General features: G+C 68.5%; 25 protein-coding genes and 1 tRNA gene. 11 read left to right on the plus strand and 15 right to left on the minus strand.

Annotated features, from left to right (window positions below; genetic code table 11):
* Positions 1-71: 71 nt before the first annotated feature.
* Positions 72-812 carry an SDR family oxidoreductase gene (locus tag AB0E63_RS11660; protein ID WP_360364386.1) on the plus strand — a complete coding sequence of 247 codons (741 nt, stop codon included), beginning with the start codon at positions 72-74 and terminating at the stop codon, positions 810-812.
* On the opposite strand, the gene AB0E63_RS11665 is transcribed toward AB0E63_RS11660, so the two are convergent.
* Together AB0E63_RS11665 and AB0E63_RS11670 are read right to left on the minus strand one after the other, a co-directional pair.
* Positions 809-1,684, minus strand: a complete 876-nt coding sequence (locus AB0E63_RS11665; protein ID WP_360364388.1) for a hypothetical protein — start codon at positions 1,682-1,684, stop codon at positions 809-811. The two genes, AB0E63_RS11660 and AB0E63_RS11665, sit on opposite strands and share 4 nt — an antisense overlap.
* Positions 1,681-2,679, minus strand: coding sequence for an SPFH domain-containing protein (locus tag AB0E63_RS11670; protein WP_360364390.1), 999 nt, complete (start codon positions 2,677-2,679; stop codon positions 1,681-1,683). Before AB0E63_RS11670 ends, AB0E63_RS11665 begins: the two co-directional genes overlap by 4 nt.
* 80 nt (positions 2,680-2,759) lie before the next feature.
* Here AB0E63_RS11670 and AB0E63_RS11675 point away from each other — a divergent pair, with 80 nt between their 5' ends.
* Entirely contained in the window at positions 2,760-3,443 is a 684-nt protein-coding gene (locus AB0E63_RS11675) for an NUDIX domain-containing protein (RefSeq protein WP_360364392.1), read from the plus strand.
* Here the strand turns inward: AB0E63_RS11675 and AB0E63_RS11680 are convergent, their stop codons facing one another.
* From AB0E63_RS11680 to lipB, 7 genes are all read right to left on the minus strand, one after another.
* Positions 3,444-4,349 carry a carbohydrate kinase family protein gene (locus tag AB0E63_RS11680; RefSeq protein ID WP_360364394.1) on the minus strand — a complete coding sequence of 302 codons (906 nt, stop codon included), beginning with the start codon at positions 4,347-4,349 and terminating at the stop codon, positions 3,444-3,446.
* A gap of 59 nt (positions 4,350-4,408) precedes the next feature.
* Positions 4,409-5,038, minus strand: coding sequence for a 3-oxoacid CoA-transferase subunit B (locus AB0E63_RS11685; RefSeq protein ID WP_360364396.1), 630 nt, complete (start codon positions 5,036-5,038; stop codon positions 4,409-4,411).
* Between the two features lie 2 nt (positions 5,039-5,040).
* Positions 5,041-5,799, minus strand: a complete 759-nt coding sequence (locus AB0E63_RS11690; RefSeq protein WP_360364398.1) for a CoA transferase subunit A — start codon at positions 5,797-5,799, stop codon at positions 5,041-5,043.
* Positions 5,800-5,921: 122 nt separating this feature from the next.
* Positions 5,922-6,854 (minus strand): tetratricopeptide repeat protein, encoded by a 933-nt coding sequence (locus AB0E63_RS11695; RefSeq protein ID WP_360364400.1) that lies wholly within the window; start codon positions 6,852-6,854, stop codon positions 5,922-5,924.
* Between the two features lie 43 nt (positions 6,855-6,897).
* Positions 6,898-7,602, minus strand: a complete 705-nt coding sequence (locus AB0E63_RS11700; RefSeq protein ID WP_360364402.1) for a carbohydrate-binding family 9-like protein — start codon at positions 7,600-7,602, stop codon at positions 6,898-6,900.
* The gene (locus tag AB0E63_RS11705; RefSeq protein WP_360364404.1) at positions 7,595-8,014 is read right to left on the minus strand and encodes a hypothetical protein; all 420 of its coding nucleotides are present in this window, start codon (positions 8,012-8,014) and stop codon (positions 7,595-7,597) included. The genes AB0E63_RS11700 and AB0E63_RS11705 overlap by 8 nt, the downstream gene beginning before the upstream one ends.
* Positions 8,015-8,032: 18 nt before the next feature.
* Positions 8,033-8,662, minus strand: coding sequence for a lipoyl(octanoyl) transferase LipB (gene lipB, locus AB0E63_RS11710; protein WP_360364406.1), 630 nt, complete (start codon positions 8,660-8,662; stop codon positions 8,033-8,035).
* A gap of 46 nt (positions 8,663-8,708) precedes the next feature.
* Between lipB and AB0E63_RS11715 the strand changes: the two genes are divergently transcribed.
* The 5 genes from AB0E63_RS11715 (at position 8,709) to ugpC (ending at position 13,549) form a co-directional block, all read left to right on the plus strand.
* The gene (locus AB0E63_RS11715) at positions 8,709-9,065 is read left to right on the plus strand and encodes a YciI family protein (protein ID WP_360364408.1); all 357 of its coding nucleotides are present in this window, start codon (positions 8,709-8,711) and stop codon (positions 9,063-9,065) included.
* A gap of 121 nt (positions 9,066-9,186) precedes the next feature.
* On the plus strand, positions 9,187-10,446 hold the full coding sequence (locus AB0E63_RS11720; protein ID WP_360364410.1) for an extracellular solute-binding protein: 1,260 nt from the start codon (positions 9,187-9,189) through the stop codon (positions 10,444-10,446).
* A gap of 30 nt (positions 10,447-10,476) precedes the next feature.
* On the plus strand, positions 10,477-11,433 hold the full coding sequence (locus tag AB0E63_RS11725; protein ID WP_360364411.1) for a sugar ABC transporter permease: 957 nt from the start codon (positions 10,477-10,479) through the stop codon (positions 11,431-11,433).
* A complete protein-coding gene (locus AB0E63_RS11730) occupies positions 11,433-12,263 on the plus strand; it encodes a carbohydrate ABC transporter permease (protein WP_360364413.1) in 831 nt (276 codons plus the stop codon). The genes AB0E63_RS11725 and AB0E63_RS11730 overlap by 1 nt, the downstream gene beginning before the upstream one ends.
* 29 nt (positions 12,264-12,292) lie before the next feature.
* A complete protein-coding gene (gene ugpC, locus AB0E63_RS11735; protein WP_360364415.1) occupies positions 12,293-13,549 on the plus strand; it encodes a sn-glycerol-3-phosphate ABC transporter ATP-binding protein UgpC in 1,257 nt (418 codons plus the stop codon).
* 43 nt (positions 13,550-13,592) lie between these two features.
* Here ugpC and AB0E63_RS11740 read toward each other — a convergent pair.
* Positions 13,593-13,669 (minus strand) — tRNA-Pro (locus tag AB0E63_RS11740).
* A gap of 8 nt (positions 13,670-13,677) precedes the next feature.
* Positions 13,678-14,637: a metallophosphoesterase gene (locus AB0E63_RS11745; RefSeq protein WP_360364417.1), complete on the minus strand. Its 960-nt coding sequence runs from the start codon at positions 14,635-14,637 to the stop codon at positions 13,678-13,680.
* A gap of 26 nt (positions 14,638-14,663) precedes the next feature.
* On the opposite strand from AB0E63_RS11745, the gene AB0E63_RS11750 reads away from it, so the two are divergent.
* A complete protein-coding gene (locus AB0E63_RS11750; RefSeq protein ID WP_360364418.1) occupies positions 14,664-15,131 on the plus strand; it encodes a GatB/YqeY domain-containing protein in 468 nt (155 codons plus the stop codon).
* Between the two features lie 26 nt (positions 15,132-15,157).
* On the opposite strand, the gene AB0E63_RS11755 is transcribed toward AB0E63_RS11750, so the two are convergent.
* The 4 genes from AB0E63_RS11755 to AB0E63_RS11770 all read right to left on the minus strand — a co-directional run bounded on the left by AB0E63_RS11755 (position 15,158) and on the right by AB0E63_RS11770 (position 22,349).
* On the minus strand, positions 15,158-17,572 hold the full coding sequence (locus AB0E63_RS11755; RefSeq protein WP_360364420.1) for a transglycosylase domain-containing protein: 2,415 nt from the start codon (positions 17,570-17,572) through the stop codon (positions 15,158-15,160).
* A gap of 133 nt (positions 17,573-17,705) precedes the next feature.
* Complete coding sequence (lon, locus tag AB0E63_RS11760) at positions 17,706-20,057, minus strand: endopeptidase La (RefSeq protein WP_360364422.1); 2,352 nt, start codon at positions 20,055-20,057, stop codon at positions 17,706-17,708.
* A 101-nt stretch (positions 20,058-20,158) separates the two neighbouring features.
* Entirely contained in the window at positions 20,159-21,280 is a 1,122-nt protein-coding gene (locus AB0E63_RS11765; RefSeq protein ID WP_360364424.1) for an ArsA family ATPase, read from the minus strand.
* A gap of 118 nt (positions 21,281-21,398) precedes the next feature.
* Positions 21,399-22,349: an ArsA-related P-loop ATPase gene (locus AB0E63_RS11770; protein ID WP_360364426.1), complete on the minus strand. Its 951-nt coding sequence runs from the start codon at positions 22,347-22,349 to the stop codon at positions 21,399-21,401.
* 49 nt (positions 22,350-22,398) lie between these two features.
* Here AB0E63_RS11770 and AB0E63_RS11775 point away from each other — a divergent pair, with 49 nt between their 5' ends.
* Genes AB0E63_RS11775 through AB0E63_RS11785 form a run of 3 tightly spaced genes read left to right on the plus strand, consistent with a single transcriptional unit; the run spans position 22,399 to position 24,015 of the window.
* Positions 22,399-22,560, plus strand: a complete 162-nt coding sequence (locus AB0E63_RS11775) for a hypothetical protein (RefSeq protein WP_360364428.1) — start codon at positions 22,399-22,401, stop codon at positions 22,558-22,560.
* On the plus strand, positions 22,557-23,018 hold the full coding sequence (locus tag AB0E63_RS11780; RefSeq protein ID WP_360364430.1) for a RidA family protein: 462 nt from the start codon (positions 22,557-22,559) through the stop codon (positions 23,016-23,018). The genes AB0E63_RS11775 and AB0E63_RS11780 overlap by 4 nt, the downstream gene beginning before the upstream one ends.
* Before the next feature lie 7 nt (positions 23,019-23,025).
* Positions 23,026-24,015, plus strand: a complete 990-nt coding sequence (locus tag AB0E63_RS11785) for an NUDIX hydrolase (RefSeq protein ID WP_360364431.1) — start codon at positions 23,026-23,028, stop codon at positions 24,013-24,015.
* Positions 24,016-24,024 lie beyond the last annotated feature (9 nt).

Raw genomic sequence — 24,024 nt, forward strand, 5'->3', positions numbered from 1 at the left:
CGGGTGGTACTGCCAGACCTACGGTGCAAGCGGATCTTCTCCGGCCCGCCCGTCCGCCGGAGTGTGGAGGCATGAATCGCATCGCACTTGTCACCGGCGCCGCCAGCGGAATCGGCGGCGCCATCGCCACCCGGCTCGCCGCCGACGGCGCCTCGGTTGCCCTCCTGTCCCGCCGCCGCGACCGCCTGGAGAAGGTCGCCGCCCAGATCTCCGAGTCCGGCGGTACGGCGCTCGTCGTACCAGCGGATGTGACCGACGCGGACTCCGTGGCTCTGGCCGCGGCGCACGTACACAAGCACTTCGGTGACCTGGATCTGCTGGTGAACAACGCGGGCCTGATGAAGGTGGTCCCGTTCGGCGACGCGCCCGCCGCGGACTGGCGTCGTACCGTCGACGTCAATCTGTCCGGCGTTCTCAACGTCACGCATGCCTTCCTGCCGGCACTGAAACGGTCGGCGGCCACGAGAACCACCGATCTGATCAACGTCTCGTCGATCGCTGCGGATCGCTACCTGCCCGGGATGGCGGCGTACGGCGCCTCGAAGGCAGGCGTCAGCCACCTCACCCGCGCACTGCGGACCGAGCTCGCCGGGGAAGGCATCCGGGTGACCAACCTCGAGCCAGGCATGGTCGACGGCACCGAGCTCGCCGACGACTTCCCGGCCGAGCTCCGGTCGATGGTCGACGATCTGCGCACTACTCTGCCGGCGGTCCCGGCCGCCGAGGTCGCCGACCTGATCGCGTACGTCGTCAGCCGCCCACGCGAGGTCAACCTGCCGAACCTGCTTATCCAGCCGTCGCGGGAGATCTAGACAACAAGGTGCAGTTTGACCGAGGCGACGCCGATCTCGACGCGCTGACCCCAGCCGACCGCCAGGGTGTCGGACTCCATGCCGTCGCCGAACACGACCAGGTCGGACTCGGCGGTGATCGTCAACGTGTCCGGGGCCTTCAGCAGTCCCTCGGTGTTGTCGGTCCCGGTCGCCGGTGACGGCCAGGCCTCGCGAACGAACCAGCACAGCGCCGGATCGGTCGGCGTCGGCAACGCCAGCGGGCTGCGCCGCTCCTGCCACGCCGACCGGCACCAGCCGGTCGACCCGGTACCGGTGCCGACCAGGATCCCGGACGACGACTGCCGCTCCGGCAACCCATCCGGTGAGCGGAGCCGATAGCGCGCGGACTGATGCGAGTGGTGGCCGACGTACACCTCGTTCAGCGCGATCAGCTGCTGACCGTCATCGGTACTCGCGGCAACCATCGTGCGGGCCGCCACCTGGGGCACGGCCAGCAACTCGGCGATCGCGGCCGGTTCGTGTGGCACGAGTACGCCGGGATTCCGGGCTGGCTCGGGGTTGATCCCGATCACCGGCTGCCCGTCCAGATACTTGGCCACGTTGGCGACCAGGCCGTCCTGCCCGACCGCGATCACCACATCCTCCGGCCCGAACCCGAACCGGTCGAGGTCGTTGCGCTCAGCAACGGCCCGCCGCCAGTCCAGCGGGATCGCGGCCGAGACCGTGGCCAGCGCGTCCTGCTGCGCCTGGTGCCGGGCATCGAGCTCGGCCAGGTCCCGGCCGCGGCCGGCCAGGAAGAAGCCGGCCTGCTGCCGGGTCCCGTGCCGGGCGACCAGCTCGGTGAGCTCGGTCGTCCGATGCACGATCACCGCCCTCGGTGGGAGACTCATACCGGTTGCCCGGAAGTCAGCCTGGTCAGCAGCGGGGTGATGAGGTCGGGCGTCAGGTTCAGCGTGCCGATCTCCGGCAATGCACCTTGCTTGATCGCCATCGCGAGGATGGTTCCCTGGTCCAGCTCGGCGTACGCGTCGAGCATCCCCTTCTCGGCGGCCGCCTCGGCCGCGCCGATGACCCGCTTGGCGTCGGCCTCCGCCTCGCTCATCGCACGCTGACGTCCGGCCGCGGCGGCAGTCTCGATCTGCCCGGCCGCGGCGGCCTCGGTCGCGCGGAGTCGCTCGTTCTGACCGCGCTGGTTGACGAGTTGCTCCTCGCGCCGGGCGAGCTCGATCTGGTTCTGCAGTTCGTTCTCCGCGATCGACCGCTCCCGCTCGACCGCCATCGCGCGACGCTCGTACGTCGCCTTGTCCGCGGCCTGCTGCACCATCTCCCGGGTAGGAGTCTGCAGTGCCTTCTCGACATCCCGCTCGGCCCGGACGGCGACCACGCGGACGTCCTCGACACCGATCCCCAGACCGGTCAGCCGCTGATCCGCGCGCAGGCCCGTGCCGACCGCCTGCCGCAGCGCGGTCATGCCCTCCGACAACGCTTCGGTCAGCGACATCCGGGCCAGCAGGTCCAGCGCCGTCTGCTGTGCCAGCTCGGTCAGCAGTCCGCCGAGCTGCTCCAGCGGAGTGGCTCGCCAGAGTCCGGTGTCCGGGTCGATCCCGAAGTCGAGCCGGCTCGAGGCCAGCGCCGGGTCGGTGACCCGGTACGTCACCGTCGCCTGCACGGCGACGTCCTGGAAGTCCTGCGTCCGGCCGTGGAACAGCAGCGGCTGCTCGCGGTCGTCGATCGGGATCTCGCTCAGCGACGAGTTCAGCGCGCGGAACCAGAACGCCTGGCCGGCGCCGTCGTGGGCGACCTTGCCGTTGCGCAGGTGCCGCACGTGGGTGGTCGGGTTGGCCCGCAGGTGGCTGATGAAACGGAACCGGGTGATGTCTGCCATCGGTCGTTCTCCTCTTTGTCGTCAGTCTGACGATAAGGGGCCGGCTGACTTCTCGTCAAGGTGACGATTAAAATGAGGTCATGGACTTCGAGCCGCTCGGCCTGGCCGCCGACCTGGTCATCCTGACCGTCCGCGACGGCCGCCTCCAGGTGTTGCTGATCCGCCGCGGCATCGCGCCGTACCGGGGTCGCCGTGCGCTGCCGGGTGGTTTCGTCCGGCCGGACGAGGACCTCGAGTCGACCGCGCGTCGCGAGCTCGCGGAGGAGACCGGCCTGTCGTCGGACCGCATCCACCTCGAGCAAGTGGCGACGTACGGCGCTCCCGATCGCGACCCGCGGGGCCGGGTCGTCAGCGTCGCCTACCTGGCCCTGGTCCCGGATCTGCCCGCGCCCGTCGCAGGATCGGACGCCGCGTCCGCGGGCTGGGTCGACGTCGCGGAGGTGCTGGATGATCCCGGCCGGCTCGCGTTCGACCACCACCGGATCCTGACCGACGGGGTCGAGCGCGCCCGGGCCAAACTCGAGTACTCACCACTCGCGGCGGCTTTCTGTCCGCCCGAGTTCACCATCTCCGAGCTGCGCGGCGTCTACGAAGCCGTCTGGGGTACGCCGCTCGACCCCCGCAACTTCCACCGCAAGGTCACCAAAACCCCCGACTTCGTCGAACCTGTCGGCGCCACCACTACCCGGGACGGCGGCCGCCCGGCCCAACTCTTCCGCCGCGGCACAGCCACCATCCTCCACCCTCCGATGACCCGATCCTGACTAGAGGTGTTTCCGGGTTTGGAGGGCTAGTTGTTCGGCGGTGATGAGGTTGGTGTGGGTGCCGGGGGAGCCGCAGGACCAGGCGCCGGCGATGGTGCCGGCGAGGGCGGCGTCGTACCAGTCGACGCCGTCGAGGTAGCGGGCCAGGAAGGCGGCGACGTAGGCGTCGCCGGCACCGTTCGTGTCGACGACCGGGCGATCGGGGAGGGAGATCGCCGGGACGTGCCGGGCGGGATGGTTGCGGACGTACAGGTAGCTGCCGTCGGCACCCGACATCGCGACGACGATCTCGGCCCGGCCGTTGGCGAAGATCCAGTCGACCCCGTCAGGCTCCAGGGAACTGGTGGAGACGAAGACGATGTCGGCCGCGGTCGCGAAGTCCTTGTGGTAGTCGCTCCGCCCGTCCCAGTCGTGCAGGTCGGTCGAGACCGTGCAGCCGGCCGCGATCGCGTCGCCCAGTGCGTACCGCGCGAAATCCATGATCGAGACATGCACATGCTGAGCGTGTACGACGTTCGTCCGCCAGAGGTCCGGGTCGACGCGGAGCCCGGCCGGCTGCCGCCCGTCGTACAAGGCGAGGCGCCGGCCGTCCGGGGCGACCAGATTTACGGACCGGCGAGTTCCGCTGGGGTGGATAGCGACGTGCAGGGGGAGACGGAGTTCGTCGTACGTCCGGCGGATGCGGTCGCCCTCGGGGTCGTCGCCGATCACGTCCACCAGGCCCGCGCGCAGGCCGAGCAGGTGGCAGCCGAGCGTCACACCGTGTCCGGTGTGGCCGAGGTACGACTCGATCGGCTCCACCCCGATCGTGTCGACGTCCTTCAGTGGCAGGCTCGGCACCCGCACGATCGTGTCGATCCCCACCCCACCGATGACCAGCACATCCAGCTCCACCCGTCCCGTCATACCTGACTTTCGCCAGGTATGACAGGGTTTTTCCGGGACCTGAACGCAACCTGTCTCATTTACTGCTTGATCGGTGCCCCGGTCTTTTCCTGCAGTTCGTCGAAGGTGACGCCGTCTGCGAGCTCGACCAACTGCAGCCCGTCGTCGGTGATGTCGAGCACGGCGAGGTCGGTGATGATCCGGTTCACCACGCCGCGACCGGTGTAGGGCAGGTCGCATTCGGTCAGGATCTTGTGCGAGCCGTCCTTGGCGACATGCTCCATCAGCACGATCACCTTCTTGGCGCCGTGCACCAGGTCCATCGCGCCGCCCATGCCCTTGACCATCTTGCCGGGGATCATCCAGTTGGACAGGTCGCCGGTGGCCGAGACCTGCATGGCGCCGAGGATGGCCGCGTCGATCGCGCCGCCGCGGATCATCCCGAAGGAGAGCGCGGAGTCGAAGAACGAGGCGCCCGGCAGCGTCGTGACGGTCTCCTTGCCGGCGTTGATCAGGTCCGGGTCCTCTTCGCCCTCGACCGGGTACGGGCCGACGCCGAGGATGCCGTTCTCGCTCTGGAGTACGACGGTGACGCCGTCGGGGATGTAGTTCGGGACCAGCGTCGGCAGGCCGATGCCGAGGTTCACGTACTCGCCGTCGGCGAGCTCGGCCGCGGCGCGGGCCGCCATCTGCTCACGGGTGAGTGGCATGTTCAGGCCCCTTTCGGCTGCACGGTGCGCTTCTCGATCCGCTTCTCGATGTCCTTGCCGACAGCAACGACTCGCTGGACGTAGACGCCGGGCAGGTGGATCTCGTCGGGGTCCAGCTCACCAGGCTGGACCAGCTCCTCGACCGTCGCGATCGTGACCCGGCCGGCCATCGCCGCCAGCGGGTTGAAGTTGCGCGCGCTCCGGTCGAAGACCAGGTTGCCGTGGGTGTCACCCTTGAGCGCGTGCACCAGGCCGAAGTCGGTGGTGATCGACTCCTCCAGGACGTACGTCGTCCCGTTGATCTCCCGGGTCTCCTTGGCCGCCGAGGCCTTCGCCACGGTGCCGTCGGCGTTGTACTTCTGCGGCAGCCCACCGTCGGCGACCTGAGTCCCGACACCAGCCAGGGTGAAGAACGCGGCGATCCCGCAGCCGCCGGCCCGCAGCTTCTCGGCCAGCGTGCCCTGCGGGGTCAGCTCGACCTCCAGCTCCCCGTGCAGGAACTGCCGGGCGAACTCCTTGTTCTCCCCGACGTACGACGAGGTCATCTTGGCGATCCGCTTGTCCGCGAGCAGGATGCCCAGGCCCCAGTCGTCGACACCGCAGTTGTTCGAGACCACGCTGAGCCCGCTCACCCCCTTGTCGTGCAGGGCGGTGATCAGTTCCATCGGATTACCGCACAGCCCGAAGCCGCCGACCGCGAGGCTCGCGCCGTCGCCGATGTCGTCGACCGCGGCCCGCGGCGAGTCGTACGTCTTGTCCATCAGCTGCTCCGTTGCAGTCTCTGTGCCGGTTAGCTCCCGACTCTAACCAGCCGGGTACGACTCCCGCGATGTGGCCGCTACCACACGTGTGGCGGCGTACCACCCGCAGATGTGGTCCGGTGCTATGCGGAGGCTTCCGACGCGTTCAGCGCGGTCAGCTCGTGCAGAGCCTCGAAGTGAGCGTCTTCCAGCTCGGGGAAGGCCAGCACCGCGGACAGGTGTGCCCGGGCGGCCGGGAGATTGCCGCAGTACCGTGCCGTCCGTGCCAGACCGATGCGCGCCGCCGCGGCTGTCTCTGGGAGGTCAGCGCGCTCACTGACGTCCAGCGCCTGGCTGTAGTCCTCGCGAGCGTCCTCGAGCTTGCCCAGTGCGCGGTAGAGGTCACCACGCTGGCAGAGCAGTACGCCGGTCTCCTCTTCCAACCCAAGTTGCTCCGCCAGCGCCAGTGCCTCGGTGGTGAGGTCCAGCGGCTCGTCCACGGTCTGCCGGAGCGCGCTGAGTGCCAGGAACGTGCCCCACGCGTCCTCGAGCATGCGGAAGCGTCCCAACGCCGTACGCAGCGCCTGTGCGGCCTCGGCGGGGGGCACTGTGGTCAGACCTGGATACCCGCGGCACAGCTCGACGGCTGCGCGGGCCCATGCGTCACCGGTCTCGTTGCGCTCCAGCACGTCCTGGACCACGCCGACGGGCTCAAACGGTCCGAACACCAGTGACCACAGCAGCACGGTCACGGAGTACCGGAACGGCCCGGTCGACTCCAGCACGATCTGCTGGGCCCGTTCGACCTGCGCCTGCTCGGCCGATGCGGCGCCGTGCAGCACAGCGAGCAGGTACTCCTCGTCCAGCCCGACCGGGACAGTCCGGCCCAGCATGCTGAGCACTCGCTCCGCAGCGGCCGCAGCCTCGTCTTGAAGCCCGTGCGACCACCAGTACGCCGAGTAGCGCGCAACGAGCCGGAGGGCGGTCCTCAGGTCGCTCTCGCACGCACGCTCGATCGCGCTGACGACCTGGTCACCCTCCAGGCTGTGCAGATCGCCTGAGCCCCCTGAGTCCACGTAACTCATTGTTACTCGGCCGTGTGAACGTCATGTCACCGGGTCAGAAACGGAGTACGCCCCAGTGGGCCGGGAGGTGCATATCCTCGACGCCCTGCGGCGACCAGACCCAGAACTCCAGCTCGGGCCCCTTCACATACGCGCCGTCGACCACCTCGTGCGGGTGCTGGCACCGCATCAGGTTCATCCGCCACTCGTCACCCGGGTTCGGCGGGGTCGCCCGGCCCTCGTTGTACGACGCCAGATCGGCCCACGGTACGGCGATCTCCGTCGACCACCCGGTGTCGGCGTCGGACGGGTCGTTGACCGTCCCGTCGACGTGGATCGCGGTGCGCAGCCCGGGCAGGTTGGTCGGGTCGATGGGTACACCGCCGTCGACGTACGGCTTGGGCAGGGTGAGCTCCCAGATCGTGCCGAGCGGGTTGATCTCGAACTCGTAGTAGTTCTGCCCGTCGCCGTCCGGGTCGAGGAACAGCTCGAAGTTGTTCTCGTGGAAGAGCTTGCTGTTCTTCTCGGTCATCGTCGACCAGACGTGCGGTTCCTCGAGCAGCCCGCCGACGTACAGGTACTGGTCGTCGTACATCAGCTTCGCCCGGGTCCGGAACCGCGGCGCCGGACCGTCGGCGATCGGGACGAAGTCGGTGGTCCAGGGCGCGACGTCCCAGGCGGGGTCGGTCAGGGTGCCGTCGAGGTTCGGCGCGCCTGTAGTTGTGGTCCGCGGGCACTCGTAGACGGGCAGGTCAGGCATCGGCACGCTCCAGCAGTCGGGCGACGAGATTGGCGAGCAGGAAGGTGATCAGAGTCAGAACCGGTACGACGGCCAGGATCCACGGCGAGTCCAGATAGCCCGTCAGAAACGCGAGTACGACGGCCAGCATGAAGGCGACCCCGAGGAACGCGACCAGCCGGGGGCTCGGCATCGACAGCCGGCTCAGCGCAAGCCCGCCGAGCACCATGGTCACGGCCACGATCAGCACCAGCAGCGGGAGCCCGAGCGCACCGCAGTTCGTCGTGTCACGGAACCGCTCGCAACTGCGCTCACTCAGCCACACCAGCGCGATCGTCGCGAACCCGCACAACAACCCGACCACGGCGAGGATCAAAGCCGGCGGCAACGGTGGTGCGTCGTACCGTCCTTCGTCCGCATCCTCCTGGCTCATTGCCGCAGGCTATCGGGATTACGCGGCCCCGAGGGAGTGCGCGATCGCATCCCGCACCATCGCGTCGGTGGGGACGGGCACGGCACGCTCCGCCGCGAGCTCGGCCAGCGAGACCATCGTGACGTCGTGCAGGCCGCAACTCGTGAACGTGTGAAAGACCGTCATGTCCGGGTCGACGTTCACCGAGAAGCCGTGGCTGGTCACGCCGCGCCGGATCCGCATCCCGATCGAGCACAGCTTCCGGCCGTCCTCGGTCCACACCCCGACCAGGCTGCTCGCTCCCTTCGGCGTGTCCCGCCGTACGAGCGGGAACCCGAGCGATCCCAGTGCGTCGATCAGCCCGTTCTCGACCCACCGCACGATGTCGACCGGACCGCGCGACTTCAGATCGATCACCAGGTACCCGACCAGCTGCCCGGGCCCGTGGTACGTCGCGAACCCGCCGCGGTCGACCGCCACCGCCGGGATCCCCGCCGTCTCGGGCGGCAGATCGCCCAGCACGGTCCGGGGCCCGTACGTGATGACCGGCGAATGACTCAGCAGGAACAGCCGATCCTCGGCCGTTCCCGCCACCCGCTCCTCGACCCAGTCGCGCATCTCCTTCGCCGCGACCTCGTAATCCATTTCGCCCAGATCCACGCGCTGCATGCGGTCCAGCCTAGGCGGGTAACCCGAACAGGTTTACTTTTCGATCATGCGCTTCGACCGGTACACCGTGATCGTGCTGACGCTCCGCCCGGACCCGCCGGTCCTGAGCGACGAGCAGGCCACCGAGCTCCAGAACCGCCATCTGGCGTACGGCGCCGGCCTGCAGGAGCGCGGCTTGGTCCTCGCCCGCGGACCCCTCACCGACCAGGACGACGACCGCTTCCGCGGTTTCTCCATCTGGTCCGTCGACCAGGAAACCGCCCGCGCCCACGCCGAAGCCGACCCCGCGGTCCGAGCGGGCCGCCTCGCCGTCCACGTCATGACCTGGATGATGCCCGCCGGCAATCTCACCTTCGCCAAGGTCCGCCCGCCCCACTCCCTCGCCGAGGCCATGGAGGACTAGCGCACCTGAGCGGCCGGGTGGATTATCAGTTAGGACCACATCGCGAGGGGGCGATGTCATGTGTGGTCGACGGGTGGCTCGAACTCGGCTGTCGAGAAGGCTCCGGGGGAGTTTGACCTACGTGGCTGCGGCCGCTCTCGCCCTGCCGCTCCTTGTTGCGTGCGGGCAGGACAACGGCACGCCCACGCTCAACTGGTACATCAATCCTGATAACGGTGGACAGGCGCGGCTCGCCGAGAAGTGCGCGCCGGCGGGCGGCCCGTACAAGGTGGACATCCAGACGCTGCCGAACGACGCGTCCCAGCAGCGCGAGCAACTCGTACGCCGCCTGGCCGCGAAGGACAGCTCGATCGACCTGATGAGCCTGGACCCGCCGTTCGTGGCCGAGTTCGCGAACGCCGGGTTCCTGCGCCCGTTCAGCAAGCAGGACGAGGCGACGTTCACCGACGGCGTCCTGGCCGCACCGATCAAGACGGCGTACTGGAACGGCCAGCTGGTCGCGGCGCCGTTCTGGGCGAACACCCAGCTGCTCTGGTACCGCAAGTCGGCGGCCGCAGCGGCCGGGGTCGACCCGACCGCCCCGGGCTTTACCTGGGACCAGATGATCAAGGCGGCGGAGGCCGAGAACAAGGTGATCGCCGTCCAGGCCAACCGGTACGAGGGCTACATGGTCTGGGTCAACGCGCTGGTCGTCTCGGCCGGTGGCCAGATCGTCACCAACGTGCAGGCGGGCAAGAACGCGACGCCGTCGATGGCCTCACCGGCCGGTGACGCGGCCGCCGAGGTCGTCGGCAACCTGGCCCGGTCCTCCGCGGCACCGCCGGCGATGTCCAACGCGACCGAGGAAGAGGCTCGCTCGGCCTTCCAGAGCGACCGCGGCGGGTTCATGGTCAACTGGCCGTACGTGTACGGCGCGGCGTCGGCCGACGTGAAGGCCGGCGCGACCACGCAGGCCGTGGTCGACGACATCGGCTGGGCACGGTATCCGCGGGTCGTCGAGGAGATGCCCAGCAAGCCGCCGCTCGGTGGCATCAACCTGGCCATCGGCGCGTACACCAAGTACCCCGACCAGGCGCTGGCCCTGGTCAAGTGCCTGACCTCGCTGCAGAGCAGCATCCAGTACATGGTCGACGCGGGGAACCCGGCCGCGAAGGCAGCGGCGTACGACGATCCCCAGGTGCGCAAGGCGTTCCCGATGGCACCGCTGATCCGGGATTCGATCAACGACGCGGGTCCGCGGCCGATCACGCCGTACTACAACGACGTCTCCACGTCGGTGCAGATCACCTGGCACCCGGGGACCGACGTCCGTGCTCCGGCGACACCGGAGGACACCGACAAGTTCATGCGCGAGGTCCTGAGCGGAGATCGGCTGCTCTGAGCCGACCCGAATCGTCCTAGGGAGGGACCGATGGCCGTCAACGATCAACCTGACACGGCGACGCTCCCGGCCACGACGCCGTCGGCCGCACCGGTTCCGGCGCGGATGTCGGACCGCACCCGGCACGAACGACGGCTCGGACTCTGGCTGTCCGCGCCCGCCTTCGTCGTGATGATCGTGGTGACCGCCTACCCGCTGGTGTACGCGGTCGTCCTGTCGCTGTACAACTACCGGCTGACCGACCCGGAGGGGCGCTCCTTCGTCGGCCTGGCGAACTACGGAACCGTGCTGACCGACCCGGTCTGGTGGAGCGACTTCCTGACCACCTTCATCATCACCGCGTTCAGCGTCGGGATCGAGCTCGTCCTCGGCTTCGCGTTCGCCTTCGTGATGTACCGGATCCTGCGTGGCCGATCGCTGGTGCGCACCGGGATCCTGCTCCCGTACGGGATCATCACCGTGGTGTCGGCCTACATCTGGCGGTACGCGTTCCAGCTGGACTCGGGGTTCATCAACCAGTGGTTCGGCCTCGGCGACTACAACTGGTTCGGCCAGCGCTGGTCCTCCTTGTTCGTCATCATCTTCTCCGAGATCTGGAAGACCACGCCGTTCATCTCGCTGCTGCTGCTCGCCGGCCTGGTCCAGGTGCCGTGGGACCTGCAGGAGGCGGCGTCCGTCGACGGCGCCACCGCCCGCCAGCGGCTGATGCGAGTGACGCTGCCGAACATGAAGGCGGCCATCATGGTCGCGCTGCTGTTCCGCACCCTGGACGCCTGGCGGATCTTCGACAACCCGTTCATCATGACGGCCGGTGCGAACAAGACCGAGACGCTGTCCTTCCTCGCCTACCGGCAGAACGTCACGCTGCTGAATCTCGGCGTCGGCTCGGCGATCTCGGTGCTGCTGTTCTTCAGCGTGGTGATCATCGCGTTCCTGTTCGTCAAGGGCTTCAAGACCGACCTCTCGCAGGTGAGGGGTGACAAGTGATGAACCGGAACGCGAAGTACTGGTGGACCGGCTGGGGCCTGCTCATCCTGGTCTGGGCACTGTTCCCGATGTTGTGGATGGTGTCGTTGTCGTTCAAGGACCCGGCCACGTTCCGCAGCGCGAAGCCGACGTTCTTCCCCGAGAAGTGGGTGTGGACGAACTACGACACCGTGTTCAGCGACAGCCTCTTCACCAGCGCGCTGCGCAACTCGGTGGGCATCGCCTTCATCGCGACCCTGCTGTCGGTGATCGTCGCGATGTTCGCCGCGTACGCGATCGCTCGGCTGGAGTTCCCGGGTAAGAAACTCCTGCTGTCGATGGCGCTGGCGATCGCCATGTTCCCGCAGGCCGCGCTGGTCGGGCCGCTGTTCAACATGTGGCGCAACCTCGGCATCTACGACACCTGGGCCGGCCTGATCATCCCCTACCTCACCTTCGCCCTGCCGCTGTCGATCTGGACCATGTCGGCGTTCTTCCGGCAGATCCCCTGGGAGATGGAGCAGGCCGCACAGGTGGACGGGGCGACCGCCTGGCAGGCGTTCCGCAAGGTCATCGTGCCACTGGCCGCACCCGGCGTGTTCACCACCACGATCCTGACGTTCTTCTTCTGCTGGAACGAGTTCCTGCTCGCGATCTCGCTCACCTCGACCGACCGGGCCCGGACCGTCCCGGCGGCGTTGTCGTTCTTCACCGGCGCCTCGCAGTTCCAGTCGCCGGTCACCGCGATCATGGCGGCCTCGGTGGTCGTCACCATCCCCGTCGTCATCCTGGTGCTGCTCTTCCAGCGCCGAATCGTCGCCGGTCTGACCGCGGGCGCCGTCAAGGGCTGATCGCCCGCTCAGGAAGGAGATGTCCGACTGTGGCAACCATCAATATGAAGAACATCGTCAAGCGGTACCCGGACGGATTCCTGGCCGTCGACGACATCAGCATCGAGGTCGCCGACGGAGAGTTCATCATCCTGGTCGGGCCGTCCGGCTGCGGAAAGTCGACCCTCCTGCGGATGATCGTCGGCCTGGAGGACATCACCGAGGGCGACATGCTCATCAACGGCGAACGGGTCAACGAGAAGGCGCCGCGGGACCGGAACCTGGCGATGGTGTTCCAGAACTACGCGCTCTACCCGCACCTGAACGTGTTCGAGAACATCGCGTTCCCGCTGCGACTGAAGAACATGTCGGACGCCGACGTGACACGACGGGTCGAGGAGGCCGCCGACGTGCTCGAGCTGACCGAGCACCTGAAGCGCAAGCCGGCCAACCTGTCCGGCGGCCAGCGGCAGCGGGTCGCGATGGGCCGGGCGATCGTCCGCAAGGCCGACGCGTTCCTGTTCGACGAGCCGCTGTCCAACCTGGACGCGAAGCTGCGCGGCCAGATGCGGACCGAGATCTCCCGGATGCAGCGCCGGCTCGGGACCACGACCGTGTACGTCACCCACGACCAGACCGAGGCGATGACGCTGGGGGATCGGATCGCCGTCCTGCGCAAGGGCGTCCTGCAGCAGATCGGGACCCCGCACCAGCTGTACGACACTCCCGCGAACCTCTTCGTCGCCGGGTTCATCGGATCGCCGCCGATGAACTTCATCCCGGGCCGGGTGAAAGACGGCGCCATCGAGACCCCGCTCGGCGACATCGGGGTCACCGACCGGCTCGCCGGGACGGCCGGACATGAGCTGGTCATCGTCGGCATTCGCCCGCAGGACTTCGAGGACTCCTCCGGCGTGGATGCTGCGGCCCGGGCGGGCGGGGAAACGTTCACAGCGCACGTGGACGTGACCGAGTGGCTCGGCAACGAGCTGTATGCCTACATCCCGTATGACGCTCCGCAGGACGTCACCCTGCAGTTGAAGGAGCTCCAGCGCGAGCTGGACAGCGAGCAGATGCGCACCCAGCTGGTCGTCGTCCTAGGCGCCCAGAGCAAGGTCACCGACGGCAGCGTGACGGACCTGTGGTTCGACAACGCACAGATCCACGTCTTCGACCCAGCCACCGGGGACAACCTGACCCAGTACGCCGCCGCGCCGGAGCCGGAGCTGGTCGAGTCGAGCTCGCCGGCGAGCGACCGTGGAACCGGTCCGGACCCGCGAGCCGCGGCCCCGCAGACGGAGGAGTAGGAGAACAGCGAAAGAGGCCCCTCACCGAGGGACCTCTTTCGTGTGGTCGGGCTGACAGGATTTGAACCTGCGACCTCTTCGTCCCGAACGAAGCGCGCTACCAAGCTGCGCCACAGCCCGAATCGCCGTTAGCTTACATGCGACGACCGTGGGGACGAAATCGGGTTAATCCGTGGGACGAGAGTGAGCAGCGTCGCCTCCGGCCGGCACGCGAAACGCACCGGCGCGTACGGCGAAGTGCCGAGGCCGGCCGACACGTGCAGAGCCGCCTGGCGGCCGCCGTGGCCCCAGGTGGACAGGCCCTTCACGCGGGAAGTGTCCAGGTCGCAGTTGGTCACCAGGGCGCCGTAGAACGGCACCGCCAGCTGGCCGCCGTGGGTGTGGCCGGCCAGGACGAGCGGGTAGCCGTCGCCGACGAAGCCGTTCAGGATGCGCTGGTACGGCGCGTGCGTGACGCCGATGGACAGGTCGGCCGTGGGGTCCGCCTCACCCGCGACCTCGTCGTACCGGTCGCGCTTGATGTGCGGGTCGTCGGTCCCGGCGAAGTCCAGGCGCAGGCCGTTGACCTTGAGGGTCGCCTTGGCGTTGTTCAGGTCGGTCCAGCCGGCCCCGGTGAACGCGCGGCGCATCTCCTCGTACGGCAGGTCCGGGCCGTGCGGCTTGTGCCGCTGCTTGTGTGCGGGCAGCAGGTACTTGCCCGGGTTCTTGAAGTGCGGCTTCCAGTAGTCGTTGGACCCGAACACGAACACTCCCGGCAGGTCGAACAGATCGCCGTACGCACGGAGCAGTGGCTGGACCGCACGCTCGTGGGAGATGTTGTCGCCGGTGTTCACGATCAGGTCGGGCTCGAGTGCGGCCAGGTTGTTGACCCAGTTGATCTTGCGCTCCTGGGTGGGCATCAGGTGCAGATCGGACAGATGCAGCACCCTGAGTGGCTCGGAACCCTCCGGCAGCACCGGCACCGTCACTCTGCGCAGTGTGAACCAGCGCACCTCGACGGCGGCCGCGTACGCGACACAGGCGGCACCCACGGCACCGACGACCGCCGTGGTCTTCAGAGTGGTGTTGACAAGCCCGCGCAACGTCATTTCACCAGCCTGCCACAATCATGGTCATGTCCAACTCCGGAATGAAGCAGCGCCTGCACGACGACATGACCGCCGCCCTGAAGGCGCGCGACGAGATCCGCAAGTCCACTCTGCGGATGGCGCTCACCGCGGTCACCAAGGCGGAGGTGGCCGGCAAGGAGGCCCGCGAGCTCTCCGACGCCGAGATCGTCGACGTCCTGGGTTCGGAGGCGAAGAAGCGGCGCGAGTCCGTCGTCGCCTACCGCGACGCCGGCCGGACCGAACTGGCCGACAAGGAACAGGCCGAGGCGGACATCCTCGCCGAGTACCTCCCCGAGCAGCTGAGCCAGGAGGAGATCGCAGCCCTGGTCACCGAGACCATCGCCGCGACCGGCGCCGCCGAACTCGGCCCGCGCGGCATCGGCAAAGTCATGGGCGCCCTCCAGCCCAAGGTCAAGGGCAAAGCCGACGGCGGCGCCGTCTCCGCCGAGGTCAAGCGCCAGCTCGGCGCCTAGCGTCGCGGCCTCTGCGGTCATGGCTGTCAGCCGTGGCCGCGGCCGCCGCAGTTGGGGTACTTCGGGTTCCAGGGTGGGCAGTTGGGGTTGATGGTGGTGGGAGTGCCCGGGGGCTTGGTGGTGTTCGGCGGCTTCGTCGTGTTGGGCTGGTTCTGCTGGCTGCCGTTGGAGACGAAGATCGTGACCTTCGAGCCCTCGGGGGCGCCGTCGCGCTGGCGTGGGCTGGTGTAGGCGACGGTGCCGGCGGTCTCCTCGGAGTTGACCGTGCCGGGCGCGATCTCGACGTCGAACCCGGCCTGCCGCAGCTTGTTGGCGGCGTCGTCGGGGTTCATCCCGTTGACGAACGGCAGATCCTTCACGTTGCCGCGCGAGATCGTGTCCGACGGCGCGGTGAAGCGCGTGGTCGGATAACCCTGCAGCGCGCCTTGCATCGCCGTCTGCCAGAGCGGTCCGGCGGTGCCCGAGCCGGACGCGTCGTACATCTTCTTGCCGCCGAGCGTCTGACCGATCAGGTTCCGGTACGGCAGCGAGGCGTCGGCCACCACCGACGCGGCGGCGAGCTTGGTCGAGTAACCGGCGTACCACACGGCCTTGTTCTCGGTGATCGTTCCGGTCTTGCCGGCCAGGTCGCTCTTGCCGAAGTTCAGCTTCGCGCCGGTGCCGCCCTTCTGCATGACCTGGTGCAGTACGGCGTTCACGCCGTCGGCGACCTCCGGGGCCAGTGCCTGCTTGCAGTCGGCGCCACGGGTGGCGATCGACTTGCCGGCGGCGTTCTTGATCGTGGTGACCAGCCACGGCGTGCAGTACATGCCCCGGGCGGCGAACGCGGCGTACGCGCTCGACAGCTGCAGCGGGGTCACGTAGCCGACGCCGAGAGTCATCGACACGACCTGGTCGAGCGGCCTGGCGGTCTGGGCGTCGCCGGTCTGCGCGTCGTACATCCCCAGCGACGCGGCGATCTTGGCGATCGGGCAGAGACCGGTCTGCTGGGACAGCAGCAGGAAGTAGGTGTTCGTCGACTTCTGTGCGGCCTGGATCATCGTCGGCTCGGGGACGTTCTGGGTGGAGTTGCTCGGTGTGTAGTCCGGGTCGGAGGTCGTCCCGTTGCAGGTGCTGAACTTCTTGCCGCTGAGGTCGATCTGGTTGGGCGCGTTGATCTTGTAGTTGAGCGGGAAGCCCTTCTGGATCGCGGCCGCGATCGTGAAGGCCTTCATCGTCGAACCGTTCTGGAAGCCGCCGTACCCGCCGGGGTAGGACTTCTCGACGTTGTAGTTGTACGACGTCTGGTTCTTCTTGCCGCCGTACGGCTTGCTCTGCACCATCGCCTTCACCAGGCCGGTCCCGGGCTCGACGATCGTGATCGCGGCGATCGCGGAGTCGGTGGCCTTGGAGTGGACGTCGATCGAGTGCTGCGCGGCCTTCTGGATCTTCGGGTCGAGCGAGGTCCGGACCGTGAGGCCGGCGGTCTTGAGGAAGTTCGCGCGGTCGGTCTTGGTCTTGCCGAAGGCCGGGTTGTCCTCGAGCTGGGAGACGACGTACTCGCAGTAGAACGGGTACGGACCGTTGGCGCAGCCGAGTTTGTTCGGGCGGACCTTGGCGAAGTCGATCACCGGGGTCTTCAGCGCCGAGTTGGCCTGGGTGGCCGAGATGACCTTGAGCTCGAGCATCCGCTTGATGACCACGTCGCGGCGCTCCTTGGCGCGCGTCGGGTTGTTGGTCGGGTCGTAACCGGTCGGGTTCTTCACCAGGCCGGCCAGCAGTGCGGCCTGCGGCAGAGTGAGCTGGGAGGCGTTCACGGAGAAGTAGTGCTGCGCGGCGGCCTGGATGCCCCAGGCACCGTCGCCGAAGTTCGCCAGGTTGAGGTACTTCTCCAGGATCTCGTTCTTCGAGTACTCCTTCTCGACCGCGATCGCGTACCGCAGCTCGGCGACCTTGCGCTGGTACGTGTCGGCGGTCGCCTCGGCGACCTCCTCGGGCGTCTTCGCCTTCTCGACCAGGCTCACCTTCACGTACTGCTGGGTGATGCTCGAGCCGCCCTGCTGGATCCCGCCCGAGGACTTGTTCTGCAGCAGCGCCCGCAGCGTGCCCTTGAGGTCCAGCGCGCCGTGCTCGTAGAACCGGTCGTCCTCGATCGCGACGATCGCCTTCTGCATGATCGGCGCGACCTGGCTGAGCTTGACCGGCACCCGGTTCTGCTCGGCCAGGGTGGCGATCAGCGAACCGTCGGCGGCCAGGATGGTGCTCTTCTGCTTGAGCGGCACCTCGTCGAACTGCTGCGGCAGGTCTTGCAGAGTGTCGGAAGTCTTCTCGGTGGTGAAGCCGGCCAACCCGGCGAACGGGATGGCGAGACCGGCGGCCAAGGCCCCCGACAGCACGCTCACCCCGAGGAACAGGACCACCGATTGGACGACTCCCCGGTCGTCCTTCTCCCTGACGCGCATGGTTATAGAGACTACGGGACCGGCATCTTGGGTTACCGCTGCGAATGTGAGTTCCATCACGGTGTCTGGACAAAGTTCATCCAAAAGGAGGAGGGCCCGAGCAAACTGCTCGGGCCCTCCGGTTGTACGACGGTCAGGCGGCGTACTGGTGTGCCTCGACCTGCGCCGGTACGAGCGCCAGATCCAGCACCTCGCGGACATCGCTGACCGGGTGCACCGTCAGCTCCTTGAGCACGGACTCCGGCACGTCCTCCAGGTCCGGCTCGTTCCGCTTCGGGATCAGGATCGTGGTCAGCCCAGCCCGGTGCGCGGCGAGCAGCTTCTGCTTCACCCCACCGATCGGGAGGACCCGTCCGGTCAACGACACCTCACCGGTCATCGCGACCTCCGAGCGGACCGGCCGCCCGGACAGCAGCGACGCCAGCGCCGTCGTCATCGTCACACCCGCCGACGGCCCGTCCTTCGGGACCGCACCGGCCGGCACGTGGATGTGGGCATTCCGCTCGGCCAGGTCGCCGACCGGCAGCCCCAGCTCCGCGCCATGCGAGCGCAGGTACGACAGGGCGATCTGCGCCGACTCCTTCATCACGTCACCGAGCTGTCCGGTCAGCGTGACTCCGGTTGGGCCGGTCTCCTTGTCGGCCAGCGACGCCTCCACGAAGAGCACGTCACCACCCGCACCAGTCACCGCAAGCCCGGTCGCCACGCCTGGGAGCGCCGTACGCTCGGCTGACTCCGGAGTGAACTTCGGTGAGCCCAGGTAGCCCTTCAACTCACCGGATCCGATGGTCAGCGAACCAGCGTCCTCGCCCAGGGCGAGCTTTGCCGTCACCTTCCGCAGGACTCGAGCGATCGCCCGCTCCAGCTGCCGTACGCCGGCCTCACGCGTGTACTCGCCGGCCAGCAGCCGCAGTGCCGAGTCGTCGAAGGCGACCTCGTCCGCCGTCAGGCCCGCCCGCTCCAGCTGACGCGGGAGCAGGTGGTCACGGGCGATGACGACCTTCTCGTCCTCGGTGTACCCGTCCAGCTGCACCAGTTCCATCCGGTCCAGCAGCGGCGCCGGGATGGAGTCCAGCACGTTCGCCGTGGCCAGGAAGACCACGTCGGACAGGTCCAGCTCGACCTCCAGGTAGTGGTCCCGGAAGGTGTGGTTCTGCGCCGGGTCCAGCACCTCGAGCAGCGCGGCGGTCGGGTCACCCCGGTAGTCCGCACCCACCTTGTCGATCTCGTCCAGCAGCACCACCGGGTTCATCGAACCGGCCTCGGTGATGGCCCGGACGATCCGGCCCGGCAGCGCACCGACGTACGTACGCCGGTGACCGCGGATCTCGGCCTCGTCCCGCACACCACCCAGAGCGACGCGGACGAACTTCCGTCCCATCGCACGCGCCACGGACTCACCCAGCGAGGTCTTACCCACACCAGGCGGACCGACCAGGGCCAGCACGGCGCCACTGCGGCGTCCACCGACCACACCGAGACCGCGGTCCGCGCGGCGGCGCCGTACGGCCAGGTACTCGGTGATGCGCTCCTTCACGTCATCCAGACCGGCGTGGTCCGCGTCCAACACGGCCCGCGCCTCGCGGATGTCGTAGCTGTCCTCGCTGCGCTCGTTCCACGGCAGCTCGAGGACGGTGTCCAGCCAGGTGCGGATCCAGCCGACCTCGGGGGACTGCTCGGACGTCCGCTCCAGCTTGTCGACCTCGGCGAGCGCGGCCTTGCGGACGTGCTCGGGCAGATCGGCCGCCTCGACACGGGCCCGGTAGTCCTCTTCCTCGGACTCGGCCTTACCGTCCAGCTCGGCCAGTTCCTTGCGGATCGCGGCCATCTGCTGGCGCAGCAGGAACTCCCGCTGCTGCTTCTCCATGCCCTCCTGGACGTCCTTCTGGATCGTCTCGGAGACCTCGAGCTCGGCCAGGTGGTCCTTCACCCAGCCGATCAGCTTCTCCAGCCGCTCGGTGACGTTGGCGTTCTCGACCAGCCAGGACTTCTGCTCATTGCTGAGGTACGAGGCGTAGCCGGCCAGGTCGGACAGCTCCGCCGGGTCGTCGACCTGCTTCACGGAGTCGATGACCTGGTAGGCGCCGCGACGCTGCAGCACCGAGGTCATCAGGGTCTTGTACTCACGAGCCAGCTCCGCCGAACGGGCGTCGGTGATCTCGTGCAGAACAGTCGCGCCCACCCAGAGCGCGGCACCCGGACCGGTGGTCCCGGCGCCGATCAGGACCCGCTGGGTCCCGCGGATCACGGCCGCCTGGGCACCGCCCGGCAGCCGGCCGATCTGCTCGATCTCACCGAGCGTCCCGGCCTTGGCATATTTCCCGTCCAGCCGCGGCACCAGCAGTACCTGGTCCTGGCCGGAGGCCTGCGCCGCGTCGATCGCGGCCCGGGCCTCGGGGTCGGCCAGTCGGACCGGCACGACCATTCCCGGCAGGACCACGACGTCGTCCAGCGGCAGAACAGGAAGATTCAACGTATCGGTCACGCTGTCACACCCTTTACAAGATTGAGTCTGACAGGCTCAACCACAGCCCCCACCAGGTCATTCCCGGCGTTCGCTGTGGGTGAAAACGTGGCCGGCCGACCTCAGGCGGTGAGCAGGTCGCCGATGTGGCGTAGACCGGTGAGGTCGTGGATGTCGTCGGCGAGGGCCGGGACCTCGGCGGTCGGGATCGCGCGGTGGCTCCGGCGAAACCGGTCGGCGCGTTTGTGGTCGCCGACGACCTGATGCATCTTGTCCGCGTGCAACCGCAGGACGGCGGCCGTCAGCGGCGACTTGTCCGCCTCCTCCAGCCGCTCGGCGGCGCCCAGTGAGCGCTCCGACGACAGGTCCGGTACGTCGGTGTTCGTGACCCGGTTCAGGACGACGCCGGCCAGCGGCATCCGCTCGGCCCGCAAACGCTCGGCGAAGTACGACGCCTCCCGCAACGCGTCGTTCTGCGGCGCGGCCACGACGAGGAAGGCCGTGTGCGGCTCACGCAGCAGCGCGACCGTCTGTTCGGCCCGCGCCCGGAATCCCCCGAACAACGTGTCGAAGGCCGCGACGAACGTCTGGACGTCGGTCAGCACCTGGGCTCCGAGCACCTTGTTGAGCACGGACATCGCCATGTTGACGCCGGCGGACATCAACTTGAACGGCCCGCGAGCGGGAGCCAGCAGCAGCTTGAGGAACCGTCCCTCCAGCAAGGACGCCAACCGCTCCGGGGCGTCCAGGAAGTCCAGCGCCGACCGCGACGGCGGTGTGTCCACGACGATCAGGTCCCAGTCGCCGGTCCGCTCCGCCTGCTTGTGCAGCTGCCCGAGCTTCTCCATCGCCATGTACTCCTGCGTCCCCGCGAACGACGACGACAGCGCGACGTAGAACGGGTTCGCCAGGATCTGCTCGGCCTTCTCCGGCGTCGCGTGCGCGAGCACCACCTCGTCGAAGGTGCGCTTCATGTCCAGCATCATCGCGTCCAGCCGGCCGCCGTTCCCGGTGTCGACCTCGGCGACCGCCCGCGGCGTGTTGTCCAGCTCGGTCAGCCCGAGCGACTGCGCCAGCCGCCGAGCCGGGTCGATCGTCAGTACGACGACCTTCCGCCCCCGCTCCGCCGCCCGCAGCCCCAGCGCCGCCGCGGTCGTCGTCTTCCCAACCCCACCCGCACCACAGGTAACAACAATCCGCGTCGACGGATCATCAATCAACGCATCCAGATCGAGCGCGGTCACGGGGCCTCCCGGCCTGGACTGAGGAGCGGAGGGAGCGAAGCGACTGGAGCGACGAGGGAAGGCCGGGAGGCAAGGCCCCGTGACCCTGCCGGCGCCGAAGGCCCGGCCAAAAGCACTGTCATGTCCTTAGCTCCTCGGCCAGGTCGACCAGGGCGCCGTGGTCGATCCCTTCCGGCTGCAGCGCCAGCTCGATCACTTTCTTGCCTAAGGCATCTATCCGGTCGCGGTTCTCGCGTTCCAGCCCGATCCGGATCGCGTGGTCGCGCGCCTCGGTCGCCAACGTCCTCGCCAGCCCGGCGCCGCCCGTGAGCCCAGCCGATCGCAGGCCCTTGGTGAGTTCGGTGATCGGCAGTTTCTCCTTCACCGCCAGGGCGAGCGCGTCATCGTCGAGCGGACTGTTGCGGACCATGTTCACCACGATCGACCCGATCCGCAGATCGAGTGCCTCGAGGTGCTCGACCGCATCGAGCGTCTCCTGGACCGGCATCTCCTCGAGCAGGGTCACCAGGTGGATCCGGGTCACGTCCGACCGCAGCATGCCCATGATCGCGTCCGCCTGATTGCGGATCGGCCCGACCTTGGCCAGCCCGGCGACCTCGTGGTTCACGTTCAGGAACGGCGCGATCCGTCCGGTCGGCGGTGCGTCCAGCACGACGGCGTCGTACGCGAGCCGTCCGTGCGACTTCCGCCGCGTCGCCTCGTAGACCTTGCCGGTCAGCAGTACGTCGCGCAGCCCGGGAGCGATCGTGGTGACGAAGTCGATCGCGCCGACCTTCTCGAGCGCCTTCCCGGCTCGGCCGAGGTGGTAGTACATGTCGAGGTACTCCAGCAGGGCGGCCTCGGCGTCGACGGCCAGCGCGAACACCTCGCCCCCACCGGGCCCCTGGGCGATCCGGGTTTCGACGTACGGGAGCGGCGGTACGTCGAAGAGCTGAGCGAGCCCCTGCCGTCCTTCGACCTCGACGAGCAGGACGCGCTTGCCCTCCTCGGCCAGTGCGAGTGCCATGGCAGCCGCAACAGTCGTCTTCCCGGTGCCCCCCTTACCGGTGACCACGTGCAGTCGCGCCATACGGTCCAGGGTAGGACGTGTCCCACGACACACCGTTAGAGTCCCCTTCATGAAGAAGTTCGAGTACTTCACCGCACCGCTGCTGGTCCACTCGACCAAGGAGATCCTGGACAACTTCGGCCAGGACGGCTGGGAGCTGGTCCAGGTCGTCCCGGGTCTGAACCCCGAGAACCTCGTCGCCTACTTCAAGCGGGAGATCGAGGCCAAATGAGCCACCCCGAGGAGAAGCTGGCCGAGCTCGGCGTGAAGCTGCCCGACGTGGCCAAGCCGGTCGCCGCCTACATCCCGGTCGTGCGGACCGGGAACCTCATCTATACGTCCGGCCAGCTGCCGCTCCGTGACGGCACCCTGATCGCCACTGGGAAGGTCGGCGACGCGGTCAGCGCCGAGGTCGCGAGCGAGTGCGCCCAGCAGTGCGCCCTGAACGCACTGGCCGCGGTCAAGTCCGAGATCGGCGACCTGGCGAACGTGAAGCGCATCGTCAAGGCGGTCGCGTTCATCGCGTCCACGCCCGACTTCACCGGTCAGCCGCAGGTGGCCAACGGCGCCTCCGAGCTGTTCGGCCAGGTGTTCGGCGAGGCCGGGCAGCACGCCCGCAGCGCGGTCGGCGTACCGGTCCTGCCGCTGGACGCACCGGTCGAGGTCGAGCTGATCGTCGAGGTCGGCTGACGCTGTCGTGCGGGACCTGAAGTCGCAGCTGATGACCGGCCGGATGGCGTCGGCCGCGCTGGAGTTCGCCCGCGAGAGTCGTACGCCGGTCGCCCCCCGACCGGCGTCGACAGTCATCCTGCTCCGCGACGCCCCCACGCCCACCGCGTCCACGCGCGCCGTGTCGACGCCCACCGCGTCCACGCGCGCCGTGTCGACGCCCACGCCCGCTGCGCCGACGCCCGCCGCGCCAACGCCCACGCCCGCTGCGCCGACGCCGACGCCCGCCGCGCCCGCGGCGGACGGGCTGGAGGTGGCTGGTGGGCTGGAGGTGTACCTGCTCCGGCGGCAGCGGACGATGGCGTTCGCCGCCGGGATGACGGTGTTCCCCGGCGGCCGGGTCGACCCGGCCGACGCGGCCATCGCCGACTCGTGGTCAGGCCCGCCGCCGTCGGCCTTCGCCGTCCGGCTCGGGTGCTCCGCGGAGCTGGCCGCGGCTTATGTGGCCGCCGCGGTACGCGAGACCTTCGAGGAGTGCGGCGTACTGCTGGCCGGTCCGTCCACGTCCTCTGTGGTCAGCGACACGACCGGCGACGACTGGGAGGCCGACCGGATCGAGCTGGAGGCCGGCCGGCTGCGATTCGCCGACTTCCTGCATCGCCGCGGACTAGTGCTGCGCGCGGACCTGCTCGGCCCGTGGGCGCACTGGATCACGCCGGAGTTCGAGCCGAAGCGGTACGACACGAGCTTCTTCGTCGCCGCACTCCCGACCGGCCAGGTCACCCGGGACGTGACGAGCGAGTCCGACCAGGTCGCCTGGATGCGCCCCGCCGATGCGGTGGCCGCGGTCGAGGGCGGTGAGCTGCTGATGCTCCCCCCGACGTACCTGTGCTGCCGTGAGCTCACGCCGTACGACGACGTCGCGGCGGTCCTGGACGCGGCCGGCGACCGCGAGATCCGGACGATCCTGCCGACCGTACGCGTGGACGGCGATCAGGCGTACCTGGAGACGATATGACCGCGCAGG

Source organism: Kribbella sp. NPDC026596 (genome assembly GCF_040638415.1).
In the GTDB taxonomy this organism is placed as follows: Bacteria; Actinomycetota; Actinomycetes; order Propionibacteriales; family Kribbellaceae; genus Kribbella.